17 protein-coding genes, 2 tRNA genes and 1 pseudogene are annotated in these 21,745 nt (G+C 67.0%); 5 read left to right on the forward strand and 15 right to left on the reverse strand.

The features are described 5' to 3' along the window. Positions 1-5: 5 nt before the first annotated feature. The 6 genes from ABV518_RS02830 to ABV518_RS02855 all read right to left on the reverse strand — a co-directional run bounded on the left by ABV518_RS02830 (position 6) and on the right by ABV518_RS02855 (position 6,962). The gene (locus ABV518_RS02830; protein ID WP_310161117.1) at positions 6-869 is read right to left on the reverse strand and encodes a CoA ester lyase; all 864 of its coding nucleotides are present in this window, start codon (positions 867-869) and stop codon (positions 6-8) included. Between the two features lie 100 nt (positions 870-969). Further along, on the reverse strand, positions 970-1,938 hold the full coding sequence (locus ABV518_RS02835; protein WP_367765275.1) for an aldo/keto reductase family oxidoreductase: 969 nt from the start codon (positions 1,936-1,938) through the stop codon (positions 970-972). Positions 1,939-2,024: 86 nt separating this feature from the next. Beyond that, positions 2,025-3,737, reverse strand: coding sequence for a glycoside hydrolase family 13 protein (locus ABV518_RS02840; RefSeq protein ID WP_367765276.1), 1,713 nt, complete (start codon positions 3,735-3,737; stop codon positions 2,025-2,027). Between the two features lie 53 nt (positions 3,738-3,790). Further along, positions 3,791-4,690, reverse strand: coding sequence for a carbohydrate ABC transporter permease (locus ABV518_RS02845; RefSeq protein ID WP_367765277.1), 900 nt, complete (start codon positions 4,688-4,690; stop codon positions 3,791-3,793). Next, positions 4,690-5,520 (reverse strand): carbohydrate ABC transporter permease, encoded by an 831-nt coding sequence (locus ABV518_RS02850; RefSeq protein ID WP_367765331.1) that lies wholly within the window; start codon positions 5,518-5,520, stop codon positions 4,690-4,692. Before ABV518_RS02850 ends, ABV518_RS02845 begins: the two co-directional genes overlap by 1 nt. 134 nt (positions 5,521-5,654) lie before the next feature. After that, positions 5,655-6,962 carry an ABC transporter substrate-binding protein gene (locus ABV518_RS02855; protein ID WP_367765278.1) on the reverse strand — a complete coding sequence of 436 codons (1,308 nt, stop codon included), beginning with the start codon at positions 6,960-6,962 and terminating at the stop codon, positions 5,655-5,657. A 215-nt stretch (positions 6,963-7,177) separates the two neighbouring features. Here ABV518_RS02855 and ABV518_RS02860 point away from each other — a divergent pair, with 215 nt between their 5' ends. Further along, positions 7,178-8,377: an ROK family protein gene (locus tag ABV518_RS02860; RefSeq protein WP_367765279.1), complete on the forward strand. Its 1,200-nt coding sequence runs from the start codon at positions 7,178-7,180 to the stop codon at positions 8,375-8,377. A gap of 244 nt (positions 8,378-8,621) precedes the next feature. On the opposite strand, the gene ABV518_RS02865 is transcribed toward ABV518_RS02860, so the two are convergent. The 7 genes and pseudogenes from ABV518_RS02865 to ABV518_RS02895 form a co-directional block, all read right to left on the reverse strand. Then, positions 8,622-9,278 (reverse strand): NAD(P)H-binding protein, encoded by a 657-nt coding sequence (locus ABV518_RS02865; RefSeq protein WP_367765280.1) that lies wholly within the window; start codon positions 9,276-9,278, stop codon positions 8,622-8,624. Between the two features lie 74 nt (positions 9,279-9,352). Next, positions 9,353-9,910 carry a dihydrofolate reductase family protein gene (locus ABV518_RS02870; RefSeq protein ID WP_367765281.1) on the reverse strand — a complete coding sequence of 186 codons (558 nt, stop codon included), beginning with the start codon at positions 9,908-9,910 and terminating at the stop codon, positions 9,353-9,355. A gap of 130 nt (positions 9,911-10,040) precedes the next feature. Beyond that, a pseudogene (gene yidC, locus ABV518_RS02875) lies at positions 10,041-10,817 on the reverse strand (membrane protein insertase YidC); the annotation flags it as partial. 139 nt (positions 10,818-10,956) lie between these two features. Then, positions 10,957-11,030, reverse strand: a tRNA-Met gene (locus ABV518_RS02880). A 61-nt stretch (positions 11,031-11,091) separates the two neighbouring features. Continuing rightward, positions 11,092-11,163: transfer RNA gene (locus ABV518_RS02885), tRNA-Thr, on the reverse strand. 250 nt (positions 11,164-11,413) lie between these two features. Further along, positions 11,414-13,621 carry a DEAD/DEAH box helicase gene (locus ABV518_RS02890; protein WP_367765282.1) on the reverse strand — a complete coding sequence of 736 codons (2,208 nt, stop codon included), beginning with the start codon at positions 13,619-13,621 and terminating at the stop codon, positions 11,414-11,416. A gap of 407 nt (positions 13,622-14,028) precedes the next feature. Then, positions 14,029-14,682, reverse strand: a complete 654-nt coding sequence (locus ABV518_RS02895; RefSeq protein ID WP_367765283.1) for an MOSC domain-containing protein — start codon at positions 14,680-14,682, stop codon at positions 14,029-14,031. A gap of 172 nt (positions 14,683-14,854) precedes the next feature. Here ABV518_RS02895 and ABV518_RS02900 point away from each other — a divergent pair, with 172 nt between their 5' ends. The 4 genes from ABV518_RS02900 to ABV518_RS02915 are packed head-to-tail and all read left to right on the forward strand — an operon-like array spanning position 14,855 to position 19,494. Then, positions 14,855-15,487: a Tat pathway signal protein gene (locus tag ABV518_RS02900; RefSeq protein WP_367765284.1), complete on the forward strand. Its 633-nt coding sequence runs from the start codon at positions 14,855-14,857 to the stop codon at positions 15,485-15,487. Between the two features lie 2 nt (positions 15,488-15,489). After that, on the forward strand, positions 15,490-16,701 hold the full coding sequence (locus ABV518_RS02905) for a glutathionylspermidine synthase family protein (RefSeq protein WP_367765285.1): 1,212 nt from the start codon (positions 15,490-15,492) through the stop codon (positions 16,699-16,701). 31 nt (positions 16,702-16,732) lie between these two features. Then, on the forward strand, positions 16,733-18,259 hold the full coding sequence (locus tag ABV518_RS02910; protein WP_367765286.1) for an APC family permease: 1,527 nt from the start codon (positions 16,733-16,735) through the stop codon (positions 18,257-18,259). A gap of 11 nt (positions 18,260-18,270) precedes the next feature. Next, a complete protein-coding gene (locus tag ABV518_RS02915; protein ID WP_367765287.1) occupies positions 18,271-19,494 on the forward strand; it encodes an acyl-CoA dehydrogenase family protein in 1,224 nt (407 codons plus the stop codon). A gap of 109 nt (positions 19,495-19,603) precedes the next feature. Here ABV518_RS02915 and ABV518_RS02920 read toward each other — a convergent pair whose 3' ends face one another. Further along, positions 19,604-20,377, reverse strand: a complete 774-nt coding sequence (locus tag ABV518_RS02920) for an SDR family oxidoreductase (protein ID WP_367765288.1) — start codon at positions 20,375-20,377, stop codon at positions 19,604-19,606. A gap of 9 nt (positions 20,378-20,386) precedes the next feature. Beyond that, positions 20,387-21,673, reverse strand: coding sequence for a glycosyltransferase 87 family protein (locus tag ABV518_RS02925; protein ID WP_367765289.1), 1,287 nt, complete (start codon positions 21,671-21,673; stop codon positions 20,387-20,389). Between the last annotated feature and the right edge of the window lie 72 nt (positions 21,674-21,745).

Here is a 21,745-nt window from a genome sequence, read left to right on the forward strand (position 1 = left end):
CTGGGCTAGAGCGCCGGCTGCACGCCAAAGGCTACCGCGAGCTTCATGATCTTCTCGGCGCGGCCCAGGCGGGGCAGGTCCGAGCCGTCACGGATGACGCGGCCGTTGGCCTCGAAGTCGGACATGAAGTCCGTGGCCCAGGCGACGTCCGACGGCGTGGGGCTGATGACCTCGTTGATGATGGCGGTCTGGTCGATGGCGAGGCACAGCTTGCCCGTCATGCCCATCATTACGGTGACTGCGGTCTGCTCGCGCAGGATGGGGTGGTTGGTGCCCACGGTGGGTCCGTCGATGGGGCCGGGCAGGTTGCCGACGCGGCTGGCAACCACCAGCTTGGCGCGGGGGTAGGCCATGGCTTCCTGGGTAGCTGCCATGCCGGTGTCGCGGCGGAAGTCGCCGGAGCCGAAGGCCAGGCGGAAGGCGCCCTGGGCCTTGGCGATGTTGTTGGCTTCCTCGATGCCGAGGGCGGATTCCACCAGCGGGATGACCGGCGTTTTGCCGTCCATGCGGTGGAAGCTTTCGGTGACCTGGTCAGCGGATTCGGTCTTGGCCAGCATTACGCCCAGCAAGCCGGGGGTGCCGCGCAGGCCGGCGAGGTCGTCGGCCCAGAACGGGCTGGTGGCATCGTTGATCCGGACCCAGGCCTTGCCGCCGCCGGAGAGCCAGTCCACCACGTGGCCACGGGCGCGGTCCTTCTGCGACGGGTCCACAGCGTCCTCGATGTCGAGGATGATCGAGTCGGCGCGGGAAATGGCCGACTGGTCAAAGAGCTCCGTTTTCATGGCATTGACGAGAAGCCACGATCGGGCGATCTCTGCGGGGATATTGCGTTCCGGCCGTACGGTCTCGGTGGCGGTGGTAGACGTCATGTATCTACCGTATCCGCCCGACAACCCGGACGCCGCAGAAAATGGCCCGCTTGTGAGGATCAATACGAACTAAACGGGATATGACCGGACCTGCTTGGGATCAGGGGAGGTTGCTGCCCCTCGCCGTGACCCACAGCCCGTACCACTGGGCCCTGGTCATGGCCTGGGCCACCCGGGCGGCGTCCGCGCAGGCGGCGATCCTTGCCGGGTTCACGGTGCCGATCACCGGCGCGATCCCCGCGGGGTGCTTCATCAGCCAGCCGAGGAGGACAGCCTCCCCGCTGGTGTTGTGTTCGCGGGCCAGCTCCCCCACCAGCTCGGCGGTGGCAGCCTCGGCCGCCGTGGGGTCGTCCGGGCCCGCCCCGGTGTACAGCCCCCGGGCCAGCGCGCCGTAGGCCTGCAGCGTAACGCCGTTGCTTGCGCAGTACTCCAGCGTCCCGTGCGGAAAGCTGTAGTCCAGCGACTCGGCATGGTTCACCAGGACGGTGCTCTCCAGCCAGGCGCGTTTCAGGAGGCTCATCTCCAGCTGGTTGGCCACCACGGGCACCTCCAGCCGGTCCTGCAGCGCCTGGATCTGCGCGCCGGACATGTTGGACACCCCAAGCGCCCGCACCTTGCCCTCGGCCAGCAACTGCCCGACGGCGGCGGCCACCTCCGCAACGTCCGTCAGCGGATCAGGGCGGTGCAGCAGGAGCACGTCCAGGTAGTCCGTCCGCAGCCTCTGCAGGCTGGCGCCGACCCGTTCCAGGATGGACTCCCGGCTGAGGTCATAGTGGCCGGCCAGCCCGGGCTCGCCCAGCCGGATCCCGCACTTGGTCTGCAGCCGGATCCTCTCGCGCAGCCCGGGCGTTGCCGCCAGGACTTCACCGAACACCGCCTCGGACTTGCCCCGGCGGTAGATGTCGGCGTGGTCGAACAGCGTGATGCCGGCAGCCAGCGCAGCCTCGACGGCGGCAGCGGCCTCGTCCACATGGACGGAACCGTGCGGCTCGTCGGACCAGCTGCCGCCGAGGCCCATGCATCCGTAGATGAGTTCCTGCGCAGAGGACGGGGTGTTGTGTTCGGTCATGGCGTCACTCTTTCATGAGTCGGGGCAGACGCACAGGTGGCGGGGCCCGGCCGGGCCCCGCCACCAGTGCGTGCGAAGGAGGTAGGTCAGCGCAGCCAGACGGTGCTGTTGGCGCCAAGTTTGCCGTCCTCCAGCGGGGAGCTGCTGACCAGCACGGTCCCTGCCGGAAGTTCGACGGCGGTGTCCCCGAAGTTGGTGACGGACTGCCAGCCGCCCGGGCGGCTGAAGTGCAGGACCTCGGGGTTGCCGGTCTCCACCCACTCCAGCTCCTCGTCGGCCTGGAGTTCCCGGCGCAGCTTCAGGGCCGTGCGGTACAGCTCCAGCGTGGAGTTTTCGGTGCCGTCCTGCGCCTCGACCGCGTACTTGCTGAACCAGTCCGGCTGCGGCAGGTGCGCGCCGCCGTCGCCAAAGCCGAAGGAGGTCCCTTCGACCTTCCAGGGCAGCGGCACGCGGCAGCCGTCACGGCCCACCTCAACGCCCTTGTTCCGGAAGAACGAGGGATCCTGGCGTTCGGCGTCGGGAATCTCCGCCACTTCCTGCAGGCCCAGTTCCTCGCCCTGGTAGAGGTATGCGGACCCGGGGACAGCGAGCATCAGCAGGGTGGCGGCGCGGGCGCGGCGCTCGCCGAGTTCCACATCCAGTTCCTCCTTGGGCCCGCCGGCCAGCAGCCAGTCCTTGCCGTCCTGGCCCTTGGCGTGCTTCTTGCCCTCGGACGTCTTCGGCAGGCCGTAGCGCGTGGCGTGCCGGACGACGTCGTGGTTGGAGAACACCCAGGTGGAGGACGCACCGGTGGCCGCGGCTTCGGCCAGGTTGTGGGTGATGATTTCGCGGAAATCATCGGCGCTGAAGTCGGCCTGGAGCAGGTCGAAGTTGAAGGCCTGGCCCAGGCCCTCGGGGCTGGCGTAGCGGGCGCGGCGGGTGGCGTGCACCCAGGCCTCGGCGACGGCGGTGCGCGGCGGGTTGTATTCGTTGAACACCTCGCGCCATTCGACGTAGATGTCGTGCACGTCGTCGCGGTCCCAGAAGGGGTGCGAGCCGTCGTCGAACCCGTCCGTGCCGGTGTTGGCCGCGCTCAGCTCCAGCTTGGAGAGCAGCGGTTCGGTGAGGTCCTTGGTGAGGGCGTGCGCCACGTCCACGCGGAAGCCGTCCACGCCGCGGTCGGACCAGAAGCGCAGGGTCTTGAGGAAGTCATCGCGGACCTCGCGGCTGGACCAGTTCAGGTCCGGCTGCTCCTTGGCGAAGATGTGCATGTACCACTGGCCGGGGGTTCCGTCCGGTTCCGTGATGCGTTCCCAGGCCGGTCCGCCGAACACGGAGTCCCAGTCCGACGGCGGGAACTCGCCGTTGGGACCCTTGCCGTCACGGAAGATGTAGCGGTCGCGCGCGGCCGAGCCCTTCGGCGAGGCGAGTGCTTCCTTGAACCATTCGTGCCGGTTCGAGGAGTGGTTGGGGACGATGTCGGCGATCAGCTTGATGCCCGCGGCGTGCAGGGCCTTGGCCATCTCGTCGAAGTCCGCCAGGGTGCCCAGCTTGGGGTCCACATCGCGGTAGTCGTCCACGTCGTAGCCGCCGTCGGCCAGGGCCGACGGGTAGAACGGGCTGAGCCACACGGCGTCGATCCCCAGTTCCTTCAGGTACGGGACCTTGGCCGTGATGCCCTTGATGTCACCCAGGCCGTCGCCGTTGGAATCGGAGAAGCTGCGCGGGTAGATCTGGTACACCGCGGCCTGGCGCCACCAGTTGGGATCGGCCAGGCGGTCAGAATCGGACAGGGTTGCCAGAGTGGCAGTGGTGGACAAAGGATGATCCTTTTCTTTTTGTTGGGTTGTTGTTGCTGGGTGGATTGTGATGGCTATTTAACTGCCCCGCGCATGACTCCGGACAGTACCCAACGTTGGGCCAGGATGTAAACCACCAGGGTGGGTGCCATGGCCATCAGGTAGGACGCGAACGCGAGGCTGTAGTTGGTGTTGAATTCGCCCTGGAACAGCATCTGCACCACGGGGAGGGTCTGCAGTGCAGGGTCGGCGATCATCATCTGCGGCAGTAGGAAGTCGTTCCACGAACCCAGGAAGGCGAAGATGCCCACCGTCGCGTTCATCGGGGCCAGCAGCGGGAAGATGATCTTGCGGAATACCTGCCACGTGGTGGCCCCGTCCATCCGGGCCGATTCCTCCAGCTCCACCGGGATGGACCGGACGAAGGCGATGTAGAGCAGCGCGTTGAACGAGATGCCGCCCAGCACGTGCAGGAAGACGACGCCGGCCGGGTTGTCCAGCCCAAGCAGTGCAGTCTGCTTGATCAGGGGCAGGATGATGACCGGAAACGGGATGAACATGGCCGAGAGCAGGTACACGAAGGACCCGCGGAAGAACCGGTGGTTCCAGTTCCGTGCGATCGCGTACGCCACCAGCGAGCTGCAGGCCAGTGAGCCGAGCACGCTGAGAACGGTGACGAAGGCCGTGGACATAAAGGCGCGCGGGAAGTTGGTTGCCACGTACGCTGCGGCGAAGTTTTCCCAGTTCATCGGGGTGGGCCAGGCAAGACCGGTACCGGTGCCGATCTGGTCCGGGGACTTCAGTGCCATGGCCACGGTGAAGTACAGCGGCAGCAGGACTGTCAGCGAGGCCGCCAGCATGAGGGCGGTGAGCCACCAGTTGACCTTGAAGCCTTCGCGGCTGGACCTGCGGTTCCTGCGGACTGTTGCCTTCGTCGCGGCGAGCGCGGAGCGGGTGAGAGTTGGTGAAGTCATTAGAGAGATACCCCCCGGCGCTGGATGAGGCGCAGCTGGATGACGGAGATCAGCAAGGTGATCAGGAAGTAGATGACCGCGTTGGCCATCTGGTAGGAGTAGTCGCCGCCCGTGAAGCCGGAGAAGATGCGCATGGCCACTGACTGCGTCGCCATGCCGGGTCCGCCGCCGGTGAGGCCCACGATGATCTCGTACGTCCCCAGGAATCCCTTGAAGCCGAGGATCACGTTGATCACCAGGTAGCCGAGGATGAGGGGCAACGTGAGGCTGAGGAACTGGCGGAAGCTGCCGGCCCCGTCCAGGTCCGCGGCTTCGTAAACTTCGGCCGGCACGCTCTGCAGCCCCGCGAGGTAAATGATGGTGGCACCGGGCGCGGCCTGCCACACAGTGACCAGCACGATCGCCAGCCAGGCGAGGTTTTCGTTGGCCAGGATGCTGGTGGCCAACGGGGTGACGCCGAACCGCTCAGCCAGGACCGGAAGCGTGTTCGAGAACAGGTAGTTGAACACGAAGGACACGATCAGGGCGGACAGCACCATGGGGATGAAGAAGACGGTGCGGATGCCGGTGCGCCACTTGATCTTGGCGTTCAGGCCAAGCGCGATGGCCAGTGCCACGACGTTGACCACCACGGTGGTGGTCAGGGCAAAGACGAACGTGAAGATGTACGACTGCAGGACCGCCGGATCCTTGAAGATGTTGACGTAGTTGGACAGGCCGATGAACTTCCAGTCGCCGTAGCCGGCGTAGTTGGTCAGGCTGAAGAACACACCCACGAGTGCCGGCAGGGTGATGAAGAAGGCGAAGAGTGCCAGGACCGGCACCACCATCCAGTAGTACGTGGGATCGATCCGGCCCTTGGACCGGACCGGCGGCGTTTCGGCAAAGTCGGTGCGCGTGGACGGGGCTGCCTCGGCCGCCAGGGAAGTTGTGGTCATGGGGGCTCCTGGAATCGGGGTGGGCATCAGACCGCTGTCCGTTCGGCGACGCGGCGCCATTCGTCGTCGAGAGCGGACAGGAACTGGTCGCCGTTCTTGCCGTACACAAAGGACTGGATGTAGTTGTTCACCGGAACTGAGGGCGGGAAGTACGTGACGGCGCCCTGGAAGTAGCGGGCTTCCGTGATGGAGTCGTTGAGTCCGCTGATCTGCGGGTTGGTCACGGCTGGGGCGTCCTTCAGCGGTGAGAAGGCGGCGTTCTTTTCGTTGTAGGTGTTCACCACGGCCGGCTCCAGCAGGTAGCTGACGAACCGCTGCGCCGCGGCCATGTTCGGGGTGTGCCGTGTGATGGAGAGCGCCATGTCCACGTTGACCCGGGCCTTGGTCTCGTCTGGGTTGTTGGTGACGGGCAGCGGGAAGGTGCCCAGCCGGATCGCCGGATTGGCGGCCACAAGCTGGGACAGCGCCCACGGGCCCTGCAGGTACATGGCGGCCTGGCCCTTGGCGAACGCCGCATTGCCGTCAGCGTAGTTCTTGCTGGCTGCGCCGTTCTGCGCGTAGGACGCCAGCTGCAGCATCTTGGGCAGGGCCGGTCCGAAGTTGTTGGTGAATGATTCGGGGGCGGCGGTGCTGATGTCGGCACCCGCGGCCGTGAGGTTCGTGAAGAATTCGGCGACGTCCAGCGAACCGCCGGCGACGTAGTCGAACATGCCCTGCGCAAGGGTCCAGGGGTCCTTGTAGGTCCCGTAAATCGGCGCGATTCCGGCCGCTTTGAAGGTCTCGCAGGCGGCCACGAATTCGTCCCAGGTGGTGGGGACGGCCACGCCGCTGGCGTCAAAGATGTCCCGGTTGTAGACGACTCCGGCCGCAGCCACCGAGAACGGCAGGGCGCTGGTCTCGCTGCCGTTGTACTGGCCCCAGGAGCTGATGAGCTGCTGCATCTCCGGGTTAATGGTGGAGGCTGCCGGGAGGTCGGCGAGGTCGGCGAAGATGCCCTTCTTCACGAAGTCGGCAGTGGCCTGGGCGAAGCCTCGGGTCACGACGTCGGGCGGATCGTTCCGCACCAGGCCGGGAACAAAGTTGCCTTCATTGAAGTCCTGGATGACCTTGATGTCCGGGTTCAGCGCTTCGAAGTCCTTGATCACCTGGTTGAAGTAGTCCACTACTTCGGGCTTGTTCTGCATAAAACGCAGGGTGGTGACGCCATCCTGCTTGCTGGCGCTGGCGCTGGCGCCGCAGCCGGTCAGGGGCAGGATGGCGGCCGCGCCGGCCAGGCCGGCGGCCCGGAGCAGGGAACGCCTGCTGAGCAGTGATGCGGGGACAGCGGCGTTCACTGGGCGGTGGCTGACGGACGGAACTGGCGCCGACGGGGCTGGGACTGGGGCGGGCAGTGCTTCGGGATGCAGTTCACAGTTGCTCCTTTGCAAAGGGCTGGTAGTAAAGCCAGTGGTCGGCGGCCGTCCGGCCCACCATGCTCTAAGTGTTTATTTGGAATCTAAATTTAGTTCCTCAAGTATTATGTGGTCTAAAGCACAGAGAGGTCAACACCATGTCGGAAGTTTCCTCGGCAACTCCCCAGCTGCTGCGGCGCGTGAGCGCCGGAGCCGTCCTGGACTTCATGCGCGCCTCGGACGCGGTGACGGTCACGGAGGTCATGGAGGCCACCGGGCTCACCCGTGCCACGGCCATTTCGGTGTGCGAGGACCTCATGGAGCGGGGCTGGATCCGGGAGCTGGAGAACCAGCGGGCGTTCGGCGGCTACCAGAAGGGCAGGCCGGCACGCCGGTTCGAGCTCAACGAACGCGCCGGCTACGTCCTGGGCATGGACATCGGCATCTCCAAGGCCACCGTGGTGGTGTCCGACCTCCGCGGAAAGGCACTCGGCAGGTCCAGCCAGCCCTTCGCCGACGCCGAAATTTCCGCCGAGGAACGCATATCGGTCATCGACCGCGCCTCCATGCTGGCCCTTCACAGCGTTGGGGCCACCCCCGAGTCTGTCCTTGCCGTCTGCGCCGGGATCGCGGCCCCGGTGGACCGCAACGGCGACGTGCTGGTGACCCAGCACTTCTGGGGCCTGTTCGACGTCGGCCTGAAGTCTGCCCTGCGCGACCGGCGGGGCTGGACGGTACTGCTGGAAAACGACGCAAACCTGGCCGCCCTGGGTGACCGCTGGCGGGGAGCTGCTGCCGGCGTCGACGACGTTGTGGTCATCCTCGCCAGTGAGCGCCTCGGCTCCGGAGTGATCGACGGCGGGCGGCTGCTGCACGGCCGCGGCGGAGGCGCCGGCGAGCTGGCCTTCCTGGACATGCTGGAGGGAGTGGGCGACACCTTCGGCATTGCGGCGCTGGCGCGCGGCTGGGCAGCCGATGCCCTCGCGGGCAAAGCCAGGACGTCGCTGCGGGATCATGCCGAAGGCGCAGAGGCTGAACAGGTGTTCGCAGCCGCCGCGGCCGGCGATGCAGTGGCGCTGAAGATCCTTGAGCGGATTGCCGACAGGATGGCCCGCGTGATCGGTGCCGTGGCCACCATCATCAACCCCGAACTGGTGGTCATTGGCGGCGCCGTGGCGAACTCCGCCGGTGTGCTGCTGGAGCCGATCGCCGAGCGCCTGACGAAGTACACCGTGACTCCCCCGCGGGTGGCGGTGTCCCCGCTGGGCGATTCGATCGTGACCGTGGGAGCCGTACGGTGCGCCCTGGACTACGTGGAGAAGAACACCCTGGACCTGGAGCTCGCCGCCCCGGCCTGACACGCCCCGCCCATTCCACCCCCAGAGCGCGACCGTACACTTGAGGCCCCAAAGCCACGCGCGAACTGGCAGATAATGCCCTTAAAACTCGGTTCTGAGGGCATTATCTGCCAGTTCGCGCGGCAGGCGGAGCCGGTCGGACGGCCTGCCCTGCCGTCCGGCGGGAGGTGGTGCTCCCCGTTTCAGCTTATCGGGGCCTCAACTGTACGTTCGCGCTTTGCTGTTCCGGCGCTGGGCTGCTGCGCTACGGCTGCGGCTCCAGGGCGGCGGCGATGGGCAGCGTACCGTCGCGGAATTCGATCGTCCGGTACGCCGTCTCCGGCAGGTCCAGGACCGCTGCGGCCACACTCGCGGTGTTGCTGCGGGACGTTTCCCGGCCGCCTCCGAGTACGGGGTCGACGTCGATCCTCCCGGTCCCCGGCTTGTCCGTCAGTGCGCCGGGGCCCAGGATGGTCCAGGCCAGCCCGGTGCCGCGCAGGTACTCATCCGCGGCCGCTTTGGCCTCCGCGTAGGCGAAGAAGCTGTGGTCGGCCGGGACGCCGTGGTCAGGCCCCGCGCCCAGGTAGGACACCATCACATACCGCGCCACGCCGGCCTCCGCCGCCGCGTCCATCGACCGGATGGCGGCGTCGCGGTCCACCGCGTACGTCCGCTCGGGATTGCCGCCGCCGGCCCCGGCTGACCAGACCACGGCGTCATGGCCTGCGAGGCACCCGGCGATCGCCGCCGTCGTCGAATTTTCAACGTCAAGGACCGACGGCGTTGCCCCCGTGGCCGCGACGTCGGCCGCGTGGTCCGGGTTACGGATGATCGAGGTGACGCTGTGCCCCTCTTCCGCGAGCAGGGTGGACAGGTGGAGGGCCACTTTGCCGTGGCCGCCGATGATTGCGATGCGGGTCATTCCCCCATTCTGCCCCTCCGGCCTATTCGCTGCCTTCAGGCGGCACCGTCAGGCGCTCCCGTCAGTCCGCGCGGTCAGGCGAGGGTGCGGTAGCGGAGGAAGACCACACCGTTTCCGAAGGTGCGCTCTTCGAGGAGTTCCAGCCGCAGGTTCAGCCCGTCCGGCAGGAAGCGCAGGCCGCCGCCCACCGCCACCGGGTTGAGGAAAAGCTGGCACTCGTCGACAAGCCCGGCGTCGAGCGCCGCAGCGGCCAGCGTGGGGCCGCCGATGCTGATGGTGCCGTCTGTGGCCGCTTTCAGTTCCCGGACGGCGTCGGGGTTGAAGGTCCGCTCGATCCTGGTGCGGGCGGTGTCCACGGATTCGAGGGACGCGGAGTAGACCACTTTGTCTGCCGCCTGCCAGATTCGGGCGAAGTCCTGGATCACGGGCGGCTCGTCGGTGGTATCCCATGATTCCCAGGCCGACATCACCTCATACATGCGCCGCCCCAACAGAAAGGTGCCAACCCCACGTTCGAGATCGTTGATGAAGGCGTGGACCTCCTCGTCCGGGGCGCTCCAGTCGAAGTTGCCGTCCCGGTCCGCGATGTAGCCGTCCAAGGATGCGATGCCTGAGTAGATGAGCTGGCCCATGCGCCTCATTCTGCCCCGGGCCGCGGCGGATGGACAGTCGCTGGCCGCCGCCCCGCGCCGTACCCTGCGGTGAGGGGTGGGCTCTCGGCGCTATGCCAAGGCCTGAGCGCCGAGACCTCACCCCTCATTTGATGGTGAACTGTTGTGCCATAGTCCAGAGGTTGGTGGTGGTCCAGTAGATCAGGACGCCGATCGGAAAGAAGACCCCGCCCACGGCAAAGACGACCGGCAGGATGTACAGGATCACCTTCTGCTGGCGCGCGAAGGCATTGTCCGGAGATTCGTCAGGCACGTTCCTGGCCATAATCCGTCGTTGCGTGATGACCTGCGAGGCCGTCATGGCCAGGATCATCAGGACAGTCAGTACTGCGACAGCCGCGGGGTCGCCGGGACCGCCGTGCAGCACGGACGCAGACAGCGGGGCACCAAAAATGCTTGAGGCATCGAACTGCAGCGCCTGGTCGTGGCTCATCGCTCCGATGCCCCGGCCCTGCCCGGCCGCGGCCGGGATGCCGGAGAGCACCTGGAACAGCGCGAAGAAGAACGGCACCTGGATCAACATCGGCAGGCAGGCGGAGAGAGGGTTGGTCCCGTGCTTCTTGTAGAGCGCCATCTGTTCCTGGGCCATAGCCTGCCGGGACAGCTGGTCAGTCTTGCCCTGGTACTTGTCCTGCAGCTTCTTCAGGTCCGGCTGCAGGAGCCGCATCCGGCGCTGGGCGCTGACCTGCCGCAGGAACACCGGAATCAGGGCGGCACGGATGATCAGCACAAGGCCGATGATGGACAAAGTCCACGTCCAGCCGCTTGCCGCAGGCATTCCGGCACGGCTCAGGACGTCGTGGAGCCACACCATAATGGCGGACACCAGCCAATTGAACGGCACCATTATTGTTTCGAAGAAGTCCACTAATATGCCCCATCGCCGGCTGCAGCAAAGCTACGGCGAAAAGGAGCGCTTGTCACGGCTTCGCACCGCGGCAGCCTTACGTCGTGCTGGGAAACAGAAAAGCCCCCGGAATCTCGGGGGATTCCGGGGGCTTAGCCTGTAGCGGTGGGGAGGCTCGATCTCCCGACCTCACGATTATGAGTCGTGCGCTCTAACCAACTGAGCTACACCGCCACGAATGAGAAAAACCTGCGCCAAGCCGGTCAAAACCGCCTTGACACAGGCCCTCATCCAGAGCCCCCCACCGGAATCGATCCGGTGACCTCGTTCTTACCAAGAACGCGCTCTACCACTGAGCTAGGGGGGCAACGAGTAAATACTCTACCGGAAGATTTCGCCACCAACAAATCGGCGCCCGGACGCGGCCTTGAGCCCGAAAAAGCGCGTAATTCCGGGCCTGAAAGTGCCTCCGGGGAGCCGATCCGGGCCTACCAGGGGCCGCTGCCGGGGCGGGTGTGACGAAGCGAACATGCGGCCTGGAGGATTGATGGGTTAAACGCCGATGGGCCGGCTCGAAAGCCGGCCCATCGGGTGGAACGCGTCAGGCTAGCTGACGGTTACCACTTGCCCTTGCGGTTGAAGTCGCGCTGTCCGCCCTCGTTGCCGTGGCGGGGCTTGCGTGAGCCGTCGCCGTGGCCGCCGAAGCGGGAGTCGCTGGCCTGGCCGCGGGTGGCGCCGCTGTCGGCACCAACGGGACGCTCGCTGTAGGAACGGCCGCCGCGGTCTGCGGAGGAACGCTCGCCATCGGTCTTGCGGAATTCCTTCTTGAACCCGCCGTTGCCCTTGAAGTTGCCGCCACGGTCGCCGCCGCCGGAGTAACCGCCACGGTCTCCGCCGCCACGGTTGCCCTGGTAGCCGCCGCGCTCGCCGCCGCCGGAAGGCTTGCGGCCGTTGTCCAGCTCGAGGTGGATCAGCTCGCCGCCGATCCGGGTGCGGGACAGGGCGCGCAGCTGCTCGGGGCTCAGGTCCGCCGGGAGCTCCACGAGGGAGTGGTCCGAGCGGATGTCGATGCCGCCGATCTGGGCCGAGGAGATGCCGCCTTCGTTGGCGATGGCGCCCACGATGGAGCCCGGCATAACGCGCTGGCGGCGTCCGACGGCGATCCGGTACGTGGCGTTGCCCTCGGTGAGCGTGCGGGTGGGGCCACGGGAGCCGAAGCCGTCCTTGGCGCGTTCGCGCTTCTGGAACTCGGGAGCCGCAGGCAGTTCCTTGACCAGCAGCGGCTGTCCGCCCTGGGCCATAACGGCCAGTGCGGCAGCGATCTCCGAGGCGGGAACGTTGTGCTCTTCCTCGTAGGAGGAGATGAGGTCGCGGAATGCGGCAACGTCCTCGGACTCGAGGGTCTCGGTGATGCGCTCGGCGAACTTACCCAGGCGCAGCGTGTTCACGGTCTCGGCCGTGGGCAGGTGCATCTGCTCCACCGGCTGGCGGGTGGCCTTCTCGATGGAACGCAGCAGGTACTTCTCCCGCGGCGTCATGAACAGGATGGCGTCGCCGGAACGGCCTGCACGGCCGGTGCGGCCGATGCGGTGGACGTAGGACTCGGTGTCGTGCGGGATGTCGTAGTTGACGACGTGGCTGATGCGCTCCACGTCAAGGCCACGGGCCGCGACGTCGGTGGCCACGAGGATGTCGATGCGGCCTTCCTTCAGCGCGTCGACAGTGCGTTCGCGCTGCTGCTGCGGGATGTCGCCGTTGATGGCGGCAGCCTGGAAGCCCCGCGCCTTCAGCTTGTCAGCCAGGTCCTCGGTAGCCATCTTGGTGCGCACGAAGGCGATGACGCCGTCGAACTCTTCAACCTCGAGGATGCGGGTCAGGGCGTCGAGCTTGTGCGGGCCCATGACCTGCAGGTACCGCTGGCGGGTGTTGGCGCCGGTGGTGGTCTTGGACTTCACCGAGATTTCGGCCGGGTTGTTCAGGTACTGCTTGGACATCCGGCGGATCTGGCTCGGCATGGTGGCGGAGAACAGTGCCACCTGGCGGTCAGAGGGGGTCTGCTGGAAGATCTGCTCCACGTCTTCGGCGAAGCCCATGCGCAGCATTTCGTCGGCCTCGTCCAGCACCAGGTACTGGAGTTCGGACAGGTCCAGGGAACCCTTGGAGATGTGGTCGATCACACGGCCGGGGGTACCGACAACAACCTGGGCACCGCGGCGCAGGCCGGCGAGCTGGGGGCCGTAGGCGGAGCCGCCGTAGACGGGGAGGACCGTGAAGTCATCGATGTGCTTGGCGTACGAGGTGAAGGCCTCGGCAACCTGGAGCGCGAGCTCGCGGGTCGGTGCCAGGACCAGGGCCTGGGTCTTGCGGGACGGGCCGTTGAGGTCGTGGAGCTCGGCCAGGCGGGACAGTGCCGGTACTGCGAATGCTGCAGTCTTACCGGTGCCGGTCTGGGCGAGGCCCACCACGTCGCGGCCTTCAAGCAGCAGCGGGATGGTTGCTGCCTGGATGGGGGAAGGCTTCTCGTAGCCGACATCCTGCAGGGCGGCCAGGACGCGGCCGTCGATGCCGAGGTCGGCGAACTTGATGCCTTCTTCTTCCTCTTCCTCAGCCTTGGCTGCGGGAGCGGCAGGCGTTTCCTCGGCCTGGACTGCGGCAGGCGCTGCGGTCTCGGTGGCGGGCTCAGCAGCCGGCTCGACGGCGGCAGCAGCTTCGGGAGCGGGAGTCTCGGCGGGCTCGGCTGCGGGAACAGCGGCCTCAGTGAACTCGATGGTGGCGGTTTCGGCGGTCACGGCTTCAGCGGTGGCGTCGTTCTGATTTTCGGGCATAGGGAAATTTCCTCATCCATAGGGGGCCAGGCGGCACTACCCGAGGTGAGCGGAGCCGCAGTACATGTGCCGTGGATGCCGGGCAAACATTGACCGGCCGGTCACGTAGAAGTCCGGCGCTTTCGCAATCCCGTGGCAGGACTTCCCGCTGCATCTCTTGGCTGCTATCCCAGCAGTCTGTACAGCGTTTTCTTTAGCCGGCTCTCCCTATGAAAATGCCCGCTTCACATTTGCGGGCCCCAACACTTGCCAGTCCTGCCTCAAAAATTGGGCAGGAATAAGGGATTTCCGGAGTGGGGGATGTTTCAAGTGTAAGGCACAGATCGGCCCAGCACTAAATTAACGGCCGACGGCGGCGGTGAGCTTGCGCACATGGCCTCCAGTTCCGGCCGCCCAAGGAGGCCCGGCTACTGCCCCAGCCGCCGCTGCAGTACCTCGAACTTGTCGTGGTATTCGGGCTGGAGCCGGATCTCGCCGTCGGCATCGGCATCCCGCAGCGCCTCCATGATCTCGAGGTCCGGCTCGCTGAACCACCGGCCGATAGTGATTCCGTGCTTGGGCACGTAGAGGCGGTGGATATGGTCGCCGGCCCGGATGGTTCCGGTCCGGATCACCCGCAGGTAGGTCCCCACCCGGCCCGCCTCCGTGAAGCGCTTGACCCATTGGGGTTCCCCCATCCGGCGCTGGAAGGCCGCGCACGGGACGCGGGGCGAGGTGACTTCCACTTCGACGTCCAGCCCGATCTTCCAGCGTTCGCCGATGATTGCCCCGGTGGTTTCGATGCCGGCAACCCGCAGGTTCTCGCCGAAGATCCCGGCCGGAAGATCCCGCTGAAGCTCCCCCGCCCAGTAGTCGGCGTCGGCCTGGGAGTAGGCGTAGATGGCCTGGTCTTCACCGCCATGGTGGATCCGGCTCGCCTGGACGTCACCGTGGATGCCGAGCTTGTGGACCTTGACGGGTCCTTCCACCGGCCGCTTGTCGATGGCGGTGACGCCCACGCTGCCTTCGTCGGGAAGGAGCTGGTGGACGCGGCAGACGGCTAGCACTGATGCGGTTTCCATGGCTCCAGTGTAGGTTCCCGGCGTTACAGCCAGCGCTGGAACCGGCGATGGGCAGTTCTCTCCCGTTTCGTGCTCGCAGCCGGACCGGGCAGAGACTACGCTGAATTCAGGATTCGAGATTTCGGCGCGCAGGTGCGCCCACATTCAACATGGACTACCGAGGGGGGACGCCGTGGACCCGAACAGGGATCCAGAGCACGATCCGCAGAAGGACCGGCCCGGCGAAGGCGCGCACGACGAAGCCCCGCCCACCACAGGTGCCGAAGACAGCGCAAGCCCCGCGACGCCGTCGGACGCGCCAAAACCCCCGCCGTGGCAGGTCCCCAAACCGGAACTGCACCCGGAACTCCTTAACACGCCGCCCACCGTGGTGGACCCGTTCGCCAAGGACCGCGAGCGCCAGATGCATGAGGCCGCGGCCCGCAAGAAGCGCTCCCAGCGCCGGACCGTCGTGGTGGGACTCGGGGTGACAGCGCTCCTGGCCGGCACGATCACCGCCGTCGTGGCCAGCAACCAGGACGAGGCGGATTACGCCCAGGTGTGTTTCAACGACGAAACCGGCGAGCGCGTGGAGGACACGCAGTGCAACAGCTCCGCCGGACGCAGCGGCGCGCTGTATGCCTGGTACTTCTACTCCCGCGGAGCCAGCGTGCCCGCGGTGGGCCAGAACCGCTCCGCTTACCCGAGCTACACCAGCACCATCCCCAGCGGCGCCAAGGCATCCACGGGGTACAGCACCAAGGGCGGAACCGTCAGCAGGGGCGGCTTTGGCAGCAGCTCCAAGGGCGGAAGCACGGGGGGCTAGGCGTGCAGCGGTTGTTATCGGAGCCCAGGCCCGGCTGGAAGCAGAAGATCGAAGAGCAGGGCCTGGTCTTCTCCACCACCACCATGCCCGACGGCCGGAAAATCGAGTACTGGCACGAAGCGGCCTACTACGAATTCACCATGGACGAGGTGGAAACCCTGGAGGTCACGGCCGAGGACATGCACAAGATGTGCCTGGAGGCGGCGAAGTTCCTGGCGACCGGCGCCATGGGGAACATCGGCATCGGCCCGCAGGCCCTGGAGCTCGCCGCGGAGTCCCTGCAGGCCGGCGACATGGATGTCTACGGGCGCTTCGACTTCATCTATGACGGCCAGGGCGGACCGGCCAAGATGCTCGAGTACAACGCCGACACCCCCACGGGCCTGATCGAGGCCGCCGTCGCGCAGTGGTTCTGGCTGCAGGACGTGTTCCCGGAGAAGGACCAATGGAACGGGATCCATGAGGCCCTGATCCGGCAATGGAAAAAGATGCAGTACCGCACCGGGATGAGCACCCTGCACATCGCCCACTCCGAGGCGGAGGAGTCCGGCGAGGACTGGATGACGGCCGCCTACATGCGGGACGTGGCCAGCCAGGCCGGCTGGACCACCATTGGCATCAACATGTCCGACATCGGCTGGGACCCCAACCTCAACCGCTTTGTGGACCTGGACAACTTCATGATCAGCACCATGTTCAAGCTGTACCCCTGGGAACTGATGATGAAGGAGCCGTTCGGGCACCGGCTGCTGCAGCGGGCGCACAATCCGCGCTGGGTGGAGCCGGCATGGAAGATGCTGCTCTCCAACAAGGCCCTTCTCGCCGCCCTCTGGCACCTCTACCCGGACCACCCCAACCTGCTGCCGGCTTATCTGAACGAGCCGGGACCACTGAAGGAATGGGTGGCCAAACCGCTGCACGGGCGCGAAGGCGACAACATCAGGATCCATGCCCCGGGCATCAGCCTGGAGCAGCCGGGCGGGTACGGCCGTGAGGGCTGGTGCTACCAGCAGTTCCATCCGCTGCCGGACTTCGACGGCAACCACCCGGTCCTGGGCCTCTGGGTGGTGGACGGCGAATCCGTGGGATGCGGGATCCGGGAATCGGACGGCCCCATCACCGACTACTTCTGCCGTTTTGTGCCCAACACCATTGACGCCCCGGCGCCGCTCTCAGCGCAGGCCCACTCCAACAAGGCAGGAATCGCCCTATGAGCCCCCTGACATCCCCGAGCCCGGTGGCCGCATGAGCGCGGAGACGACGACGGCGGGCGCCGGCTCCGGCGGACCGTCCGGGGGTGCCGTCCCTGCCAAAGGCCTCCGGGCCGGGATCCTGGACCTCGGCGACTCGGTCATGCTGGGCCTGGCCTCCACGGCGCCGGTGTATTCGCTGGCCGCCACGCTGGGCCTGATCGTGGCCGTCAACGGAAACTACACTCCGCTGATCCTGCTCCTGGGCTTTATCCCCGTCCTGTTTATCGCCTACGCGTTCCGGGAACTGAACAGCGCCATGCCGGACTGCGGCACCACGTTCACGTGGTCCCGCCGGGCCTTCGGTCCGTGGGCCGGCTGGCTGGGCGGCTGGGGCGTGGCCCTGGCGGGCATCGTGGTCCTCGCCAACCTGGCCCAGGTGGCCGGGCAGTACCTGTGGTTGCTGGTGGGTGACGGTTCGCTGGCGGAAAACAGCCTTCTGGTCACGGGCACCGGAGTGCTGTTCATCGTGTTTATGACCCTGGTGAATTACCGGGGCATCCGGCTGGGCGAGCACGTCCAGCGGGTCCTGACCTACGTGCAGTATGTCTCGCTGGGCATCTTCGCCTTGGCCATCATCGTCCGGATTGCGGGCGGTGCGCCGGAGGGCCAGGCCTTTGACATCGAGTGGTTCAACCCGGCCGGGGCCTTCGCGGATCCGGGCGCCGTAGTGCACGGGGCGCTCCTTGCCCTGTTCATCTACTGGGGCTGGGACACCTGCCTGGCCGTGAACGAGGAAACCGAAAACCCGGCCACCACCCCCGGCCGCGGCGCCGTCATTTCGGCGTTTGTCCTGGTGGCGATCTACGTCTCGGTGGCGCTGCTGGTGATGATGTACGCCACGGTCGGTACCGAGGGCATCGGCCTGGGCAACGAAGCGAACCAGGCCGACGTGTTCCTGGCCATGAAGGACGTGGTCCTGGGTCCGTGGGGCTGGCTCATTGTGGTGGCCGTGCTGGCCTCGGTCCTGTCGTCCACGCAGACCACCATCCTGCCCACGGCCCGCGGCACCCTGTCGATGGGGGTGCACGGTGCGCTGCCGCCGAAGTTCGGCGAAGTGCACCCGCGCAACCAGACCCCGGGATTCTCCACCCAGGTGATGGGCGCTGCCGCCGTGGTGTACTACGTGGCCATGAGCTTCCTCAGCGAAAACCTGCTTGCCGATTCCATCAGTTCCATCAGCCTGTTCATCGCCTTCTACTATGCGCTGACCGGCTTCGCGTGCGTCTGGTACTTCCGCGGCACGCTCCGGGAATCTGCCCGCAACCTCTGGTTCCGGGGCATCCTTCCCCTGCTGGGGGCACTGATGCTGACCGCGGCCTTCTTCATCTCCGCCGTCCAGATGTGGGACCCCGCGTACGGTGACACGCAGATCCTGGGCGTCGGCGGCGCCTTTGTCAGCGGCGTGGTGCTCCTGGCGCTCGGCGTTGTCCTGGCTGTAGTCTGCCGCTTCCTGCCGTCGACGCGCGGATACTTTACCGGCAGGCCCGCGGCCGCTGCCACCACCTCGACGCCGGCTTAGGGGATTTCCGAATGAGCGACGCCGATGAAGTCACCGCCGAATTTCCCGCCGAAGTGCCCGCCGCGCCGGATCCTTCCGACGTCCTCGCCCTCGATTCCCTCCTGAGCGTGGAGGAGCTGTCCCTCCGCCAGAAGATCCGCGACTTCACCGACCAGCGGATCAAGCCGGACATCGCGCGCTGGTATGAGGACGCCGTCTTTCCGCTGGAGCTGGCTCCGGAGCTCGGCGAGCTGGGCGTCCTCGGGATGCACCTGGAGGGCTACGGCTGCCCCGGCCGCTCCGCCGTCGAATACGGCCTCGCGGCGATGGAACTGGAGGCCGGCGACTCCGGGATCCGCACCTTCGTCTCGGTGCAGGGATCCCTGGCCATGACGGCGATCCACCAGTGGGGTTCGGAGGACCAGAAACAGGAGTGGCTCCCCCGGATGGCTGCCGGCGAGGTAATTGGCTGCTTCGCCCTGACCGAACCCACCGCCGGTTCGGACCCGTCGTCGATGACCACCTTCGCACGCCGCGACGGCACCGGGGACGGGGCAGGCTGGGTGCTGGACGGCGCGAAGCGGTGGATCGGGCTGGCGTCCGTGGCCGGCGTGATGGTGGTCTGGGCCATGACCGACGACGGCGTCCACGGTTTCCTGGTGCCGGCCGGAACCCCGGGCGTCACCGCCACGCCCATCGCGCAGAAGCTGTCCATGCGCGCCTCCATCCAGTGCGATGTGGTGTTCGACGGCGTCCGGCTGGGACCGGAGGCCCTGCTGCCGGCTGCCCGCGGCCTGCGCGGACCCTTCACCTGCCTGAACGAGGCGCGGTACGGCATCGCCTGGGGCGCCATGGGGGCGGCCCGTGATTCGTACCAGGCAGCCCTGGCCTATTCGCAGGGGCGGCTCCAGTTCGGCAAGCCGCTGGCGGCGTACCAGTTGACGCAGGAGAAGCTGGTCAACATGCTGCTGGAGATCCAGAAGGGCACCATGCTGGCCCTTCACCTGGGGCGGCTGAAGGACGCCGGCGCGCTGAAGCCGGAGCAGATCTCGCTGGGCAAGCTCAACAACGTCCGGGAGGCCATCAAGATCGCCCGCGAAGCCCGCTCCATCCTGGGCGGCAACGGCATCACGCTGGACTATTCACCGCTGCGGCACGCCGCGAACCTGGAGTCGGTCCGCACGTACGAGGGAACCGACGAGGTCCACATGCTCGTCCTTGGTCAACACATCACGGGCCTCGGCGCGTTCCGCTAAACTCCCTCCCGACCCAACTCAGTAGCAGCAGATGTCGTTTTGAGCCTTCATACCGACATGTGCTGCTACCTAGTTGGGAGGGGCGCGGCAAGAAACTCCGGCAGGGCACCTAAGCCGAGAAGCCGCCGTCGGACTTGATCAGCTGGCCCGAGACCCAGCGGCCTGCCGGGGAGACCAGGAAGGCCACCGTGCCGGCGACGTCGGCCGGGGTACCCAGGCGTCCGCCCGGCTGGCGGCGGGTGAGCTCCTCCCGCACCTCCCCGTCCATCCAGCCGGTGTCGACCGGGCCGGGGTTCAGCACGTTCGCGGAGATGCCCAGCGGCCCGAGCTCCCGGGCCGCGGCGATGACGATCCGGTCCAGGGCACCCTTGGAGGCACCATAGGGCAGGTTGAAGGCGGTGTGGTCGCTGGTCAGCGCCACGATAGCGCCGCCGTCGTCCGTGGCCTGCCTGGCGAACGCGGCTATCAGCTGCCAGCTGGCCCGCGTGTTCACGGCGAAGTGCCGCTCGAACGCCTCCACGGTGGTGTCCAGGACGCCGGAATCCACCGACTCGGCGTGGCTCAGCACCATGGCGGCCAGCGGTCCGGCCAGCTGGTTGGCTTCAGCCATGAGCCGGTCCGGGGCGGCGGGGTCCTGCAGGTCGGCCGGCACGGTATGGACGCGCGCGCCGATCGCTTCCAGCTCGGCGGTGAGGCGTACGACGTCGTCGGGCTGGCTCCCCCACGGCATCCTGCTGTCGTAATCGTGCCAGTAGCTCAGGACCAGGTCCCAGCCATCGGCCGCGAGCTGCCGCGCGATGCCGGCGCCGATGCTGGCAAGCCTGCCTGCCCCGGTGACCAGGGCTGCCTTCCGCGGGGTGGATTCAACGGGATGGGATTCCATCAGGTCAGCCTAGCGGCGCACTGTTCCGGCGGCCGCTTCGACCAAAGCCGCAGCCTGTACTGTATCCAACGGTTCGGCAGGGGCCAGGGCGCCCCGGCGGAGGACCGCCAGCCAGCACAGCAGGACAGCGGCGGCGCAGAAGACTCCGGCGCTGGAGGCCATGATCCACAGACCGGGCGTCTGGACGTCCAGGTTTTCGGCGTCGAAGGCCATTCCGATGGATTTCGGGGAGAAGAAGAACACCAGGACCGAAAGCAGCAGCACGGCCCTCATCCCCGCGCGCAGCCGCTTGTAGCGTTCCGGGGTTTCCCGCAGCGTCCAGGCGAAGGCGGGGAGGACCGCCGCGGCCCAGACCCAGTGGTGGGACCACGAGACGGGGCTGATCAGGAGCATGGCCAGGGCTGTCGCGGACATGGCCACCACCCGGGCGCCCTGGTCGGTGGCGAGCTTGATGACGGCGGCCGCCAGTGCCACGACCAGCAGGCTCAGCAGAATCCAGGGAACCGTGACGGCGGCCGCCGGGACGCCGAAGTGCAGGAGCGCGCCCTTGATGGACAGGTTGTCCACGTAGCCTGCGCCGCCGATCCGTGAGGTGTCCGGCAGGATTTCCAGCCAGAACTGCAGGGACTCTGCGGGGCGGAGGAGCCAGCCGAGCAGGACCGTGGCTGCGAAGCCGGCGCCCATGTTGGCCAGGCCGCGCCAGTCCTTCCGGACCAGGTAGTACAGCCCGAACACCAGCGGCGTCAGCTTGATGCCGGCGGCCACACCTACCAGGAAGCCGCTCCCGGGCATGCTCCGGTTCCAGCGGTGGTTCCGGGACAGCAGGTCCGCGGCCATGAGGCCCATCAGGAGGATGTTGACCTGGCCAAAAGCCAGCGTCTCCCGCCACGGGCCAAGGCTCAGCATCGCCAGGAGGACAGCGGCGGCGATCCACCGGCTGCGGGGCGTGTCGAAGGTCCGGCGCCAGTCCGCCTTGGCGTTCCAGTACCGTACGGCAAGGAGTGAGAGCCAGGCGGCCACCGCCACGCCGGCGGCGTTGAAGGCCTGAAGGGCGAGCGGCTCGGGGAGCCGGGCAAGCACGCTGAACACCAGGGCGGCGAACGGCGGATACGTGAACGGCAGGCCGGGACCGCCGGCCCATTCAACGGTCGGACCGTACAGCTCGGAGACTGCCCAGCCGGCGTCGTTCAGGATCTTGCCGCCGTGCCAGTACACGCTGAAGTCCAGGCCCTGCTTGTTCCACCCGGCCAGCAGGAACCAGACCGGTACGGCGACCACGACGGCGGGCAGCCACAAGGCCAAAGTCCTCCACAGCGCCGGTCCCCGAAGTCGTAGCCCGGAAGTATTCGGAGCTCCAGCTGTATCGAC

The organism is Arthrobacter sp. HS15c (assembly GCF_040812005.1).
GTDB lineage: Bacteria > Actinomycetota > Actinomycetes > Actinomycetales > Micrococcaceae > Arthrobacter.

Coding starts and splice junctions, on each gene's coding strand:
- ABV518_RS02920 (WP_367765288.1), bottom strand. CDS start 20,377: ATGGAATCCCATCCCGTTGAATCCACCCCGCGGAAGGCAGCCCTGGTC.
- ABV518_RS02890 (WP_367765282.1), bottom strand. CDS start 13,621: ATGCCCGAAAATCAGAACGACGCCACCGCTGAAGCCGTGACCGCCGAA.
- ABV518_RS02865 (WP_367765280.1), bottom strand. CDS start 9,278: ATGACCCGCATCGCAATCATCGGCGGCCACGGCAAAGTGGCCCTCCAC.
- ABV518_RS02860 (WP_367765279.1), top strand. CDS start 7,178: ATGTCGGAAGTTTCCTCGGCAACTCCCCAGCTGCTGCGGCGCGTGAGC.
- ABV518_RS02830 (WP_310161117.1), bottom strand. CDS start 869: ATGACGTCTACCACCGCCACCGAGACCGTACGGCCGGAACGCAATATC.
- ABV518_RS02845 (WP_367765277.1), bottom strand. CDS start 4,690: ATGACTTCACCAACTCTCACCCGCTCCGCGCTCGCCGCGACGAAGGCA.
- ABV518_RS02835 (WP_367765275.1), bottom strand. CDS start 1,938: ATGACCGAACACAACACCCCGTCCTCTGCGCAGGAACTCATCTACGGA.
- ABV518_RS02915 (WP_367765287.1), top strand. CDS start 18,271: ATGAGCGACGCCGATGAAGTCACCGCCGAATTTCCCGCCGAAGTGCCC.
- ABV518_RS02870 (WP_367765281.1), bottom strand. CDS start 9,910: ATGGGCCAGCTCATCTACTCAGGCATCGCATCCTTGGACGGCTACATC.
- ABV518_RS02850 (WP_367765331.1), bottom strand. CDS start 5,520: ATGGTGGTGCCGGTCCTGGCACTCTTCGCCTTCTTCATCACCCTGCCG.
- ABV518_RS02895 (WP_367765283.1), bottom strand. CDS start 14,682: ATGGAAACCGCATCAGTGCTAGCCGTCTGCCGCGTCCACCAGCTCCTT.
- ABV518_RS02910 (WP_367765286.1), top strand. CDS start 16,733: ATGAGCGCGGAGACGACGACGGCGGGCGCCGGCTCCGGCGGACCGTCC.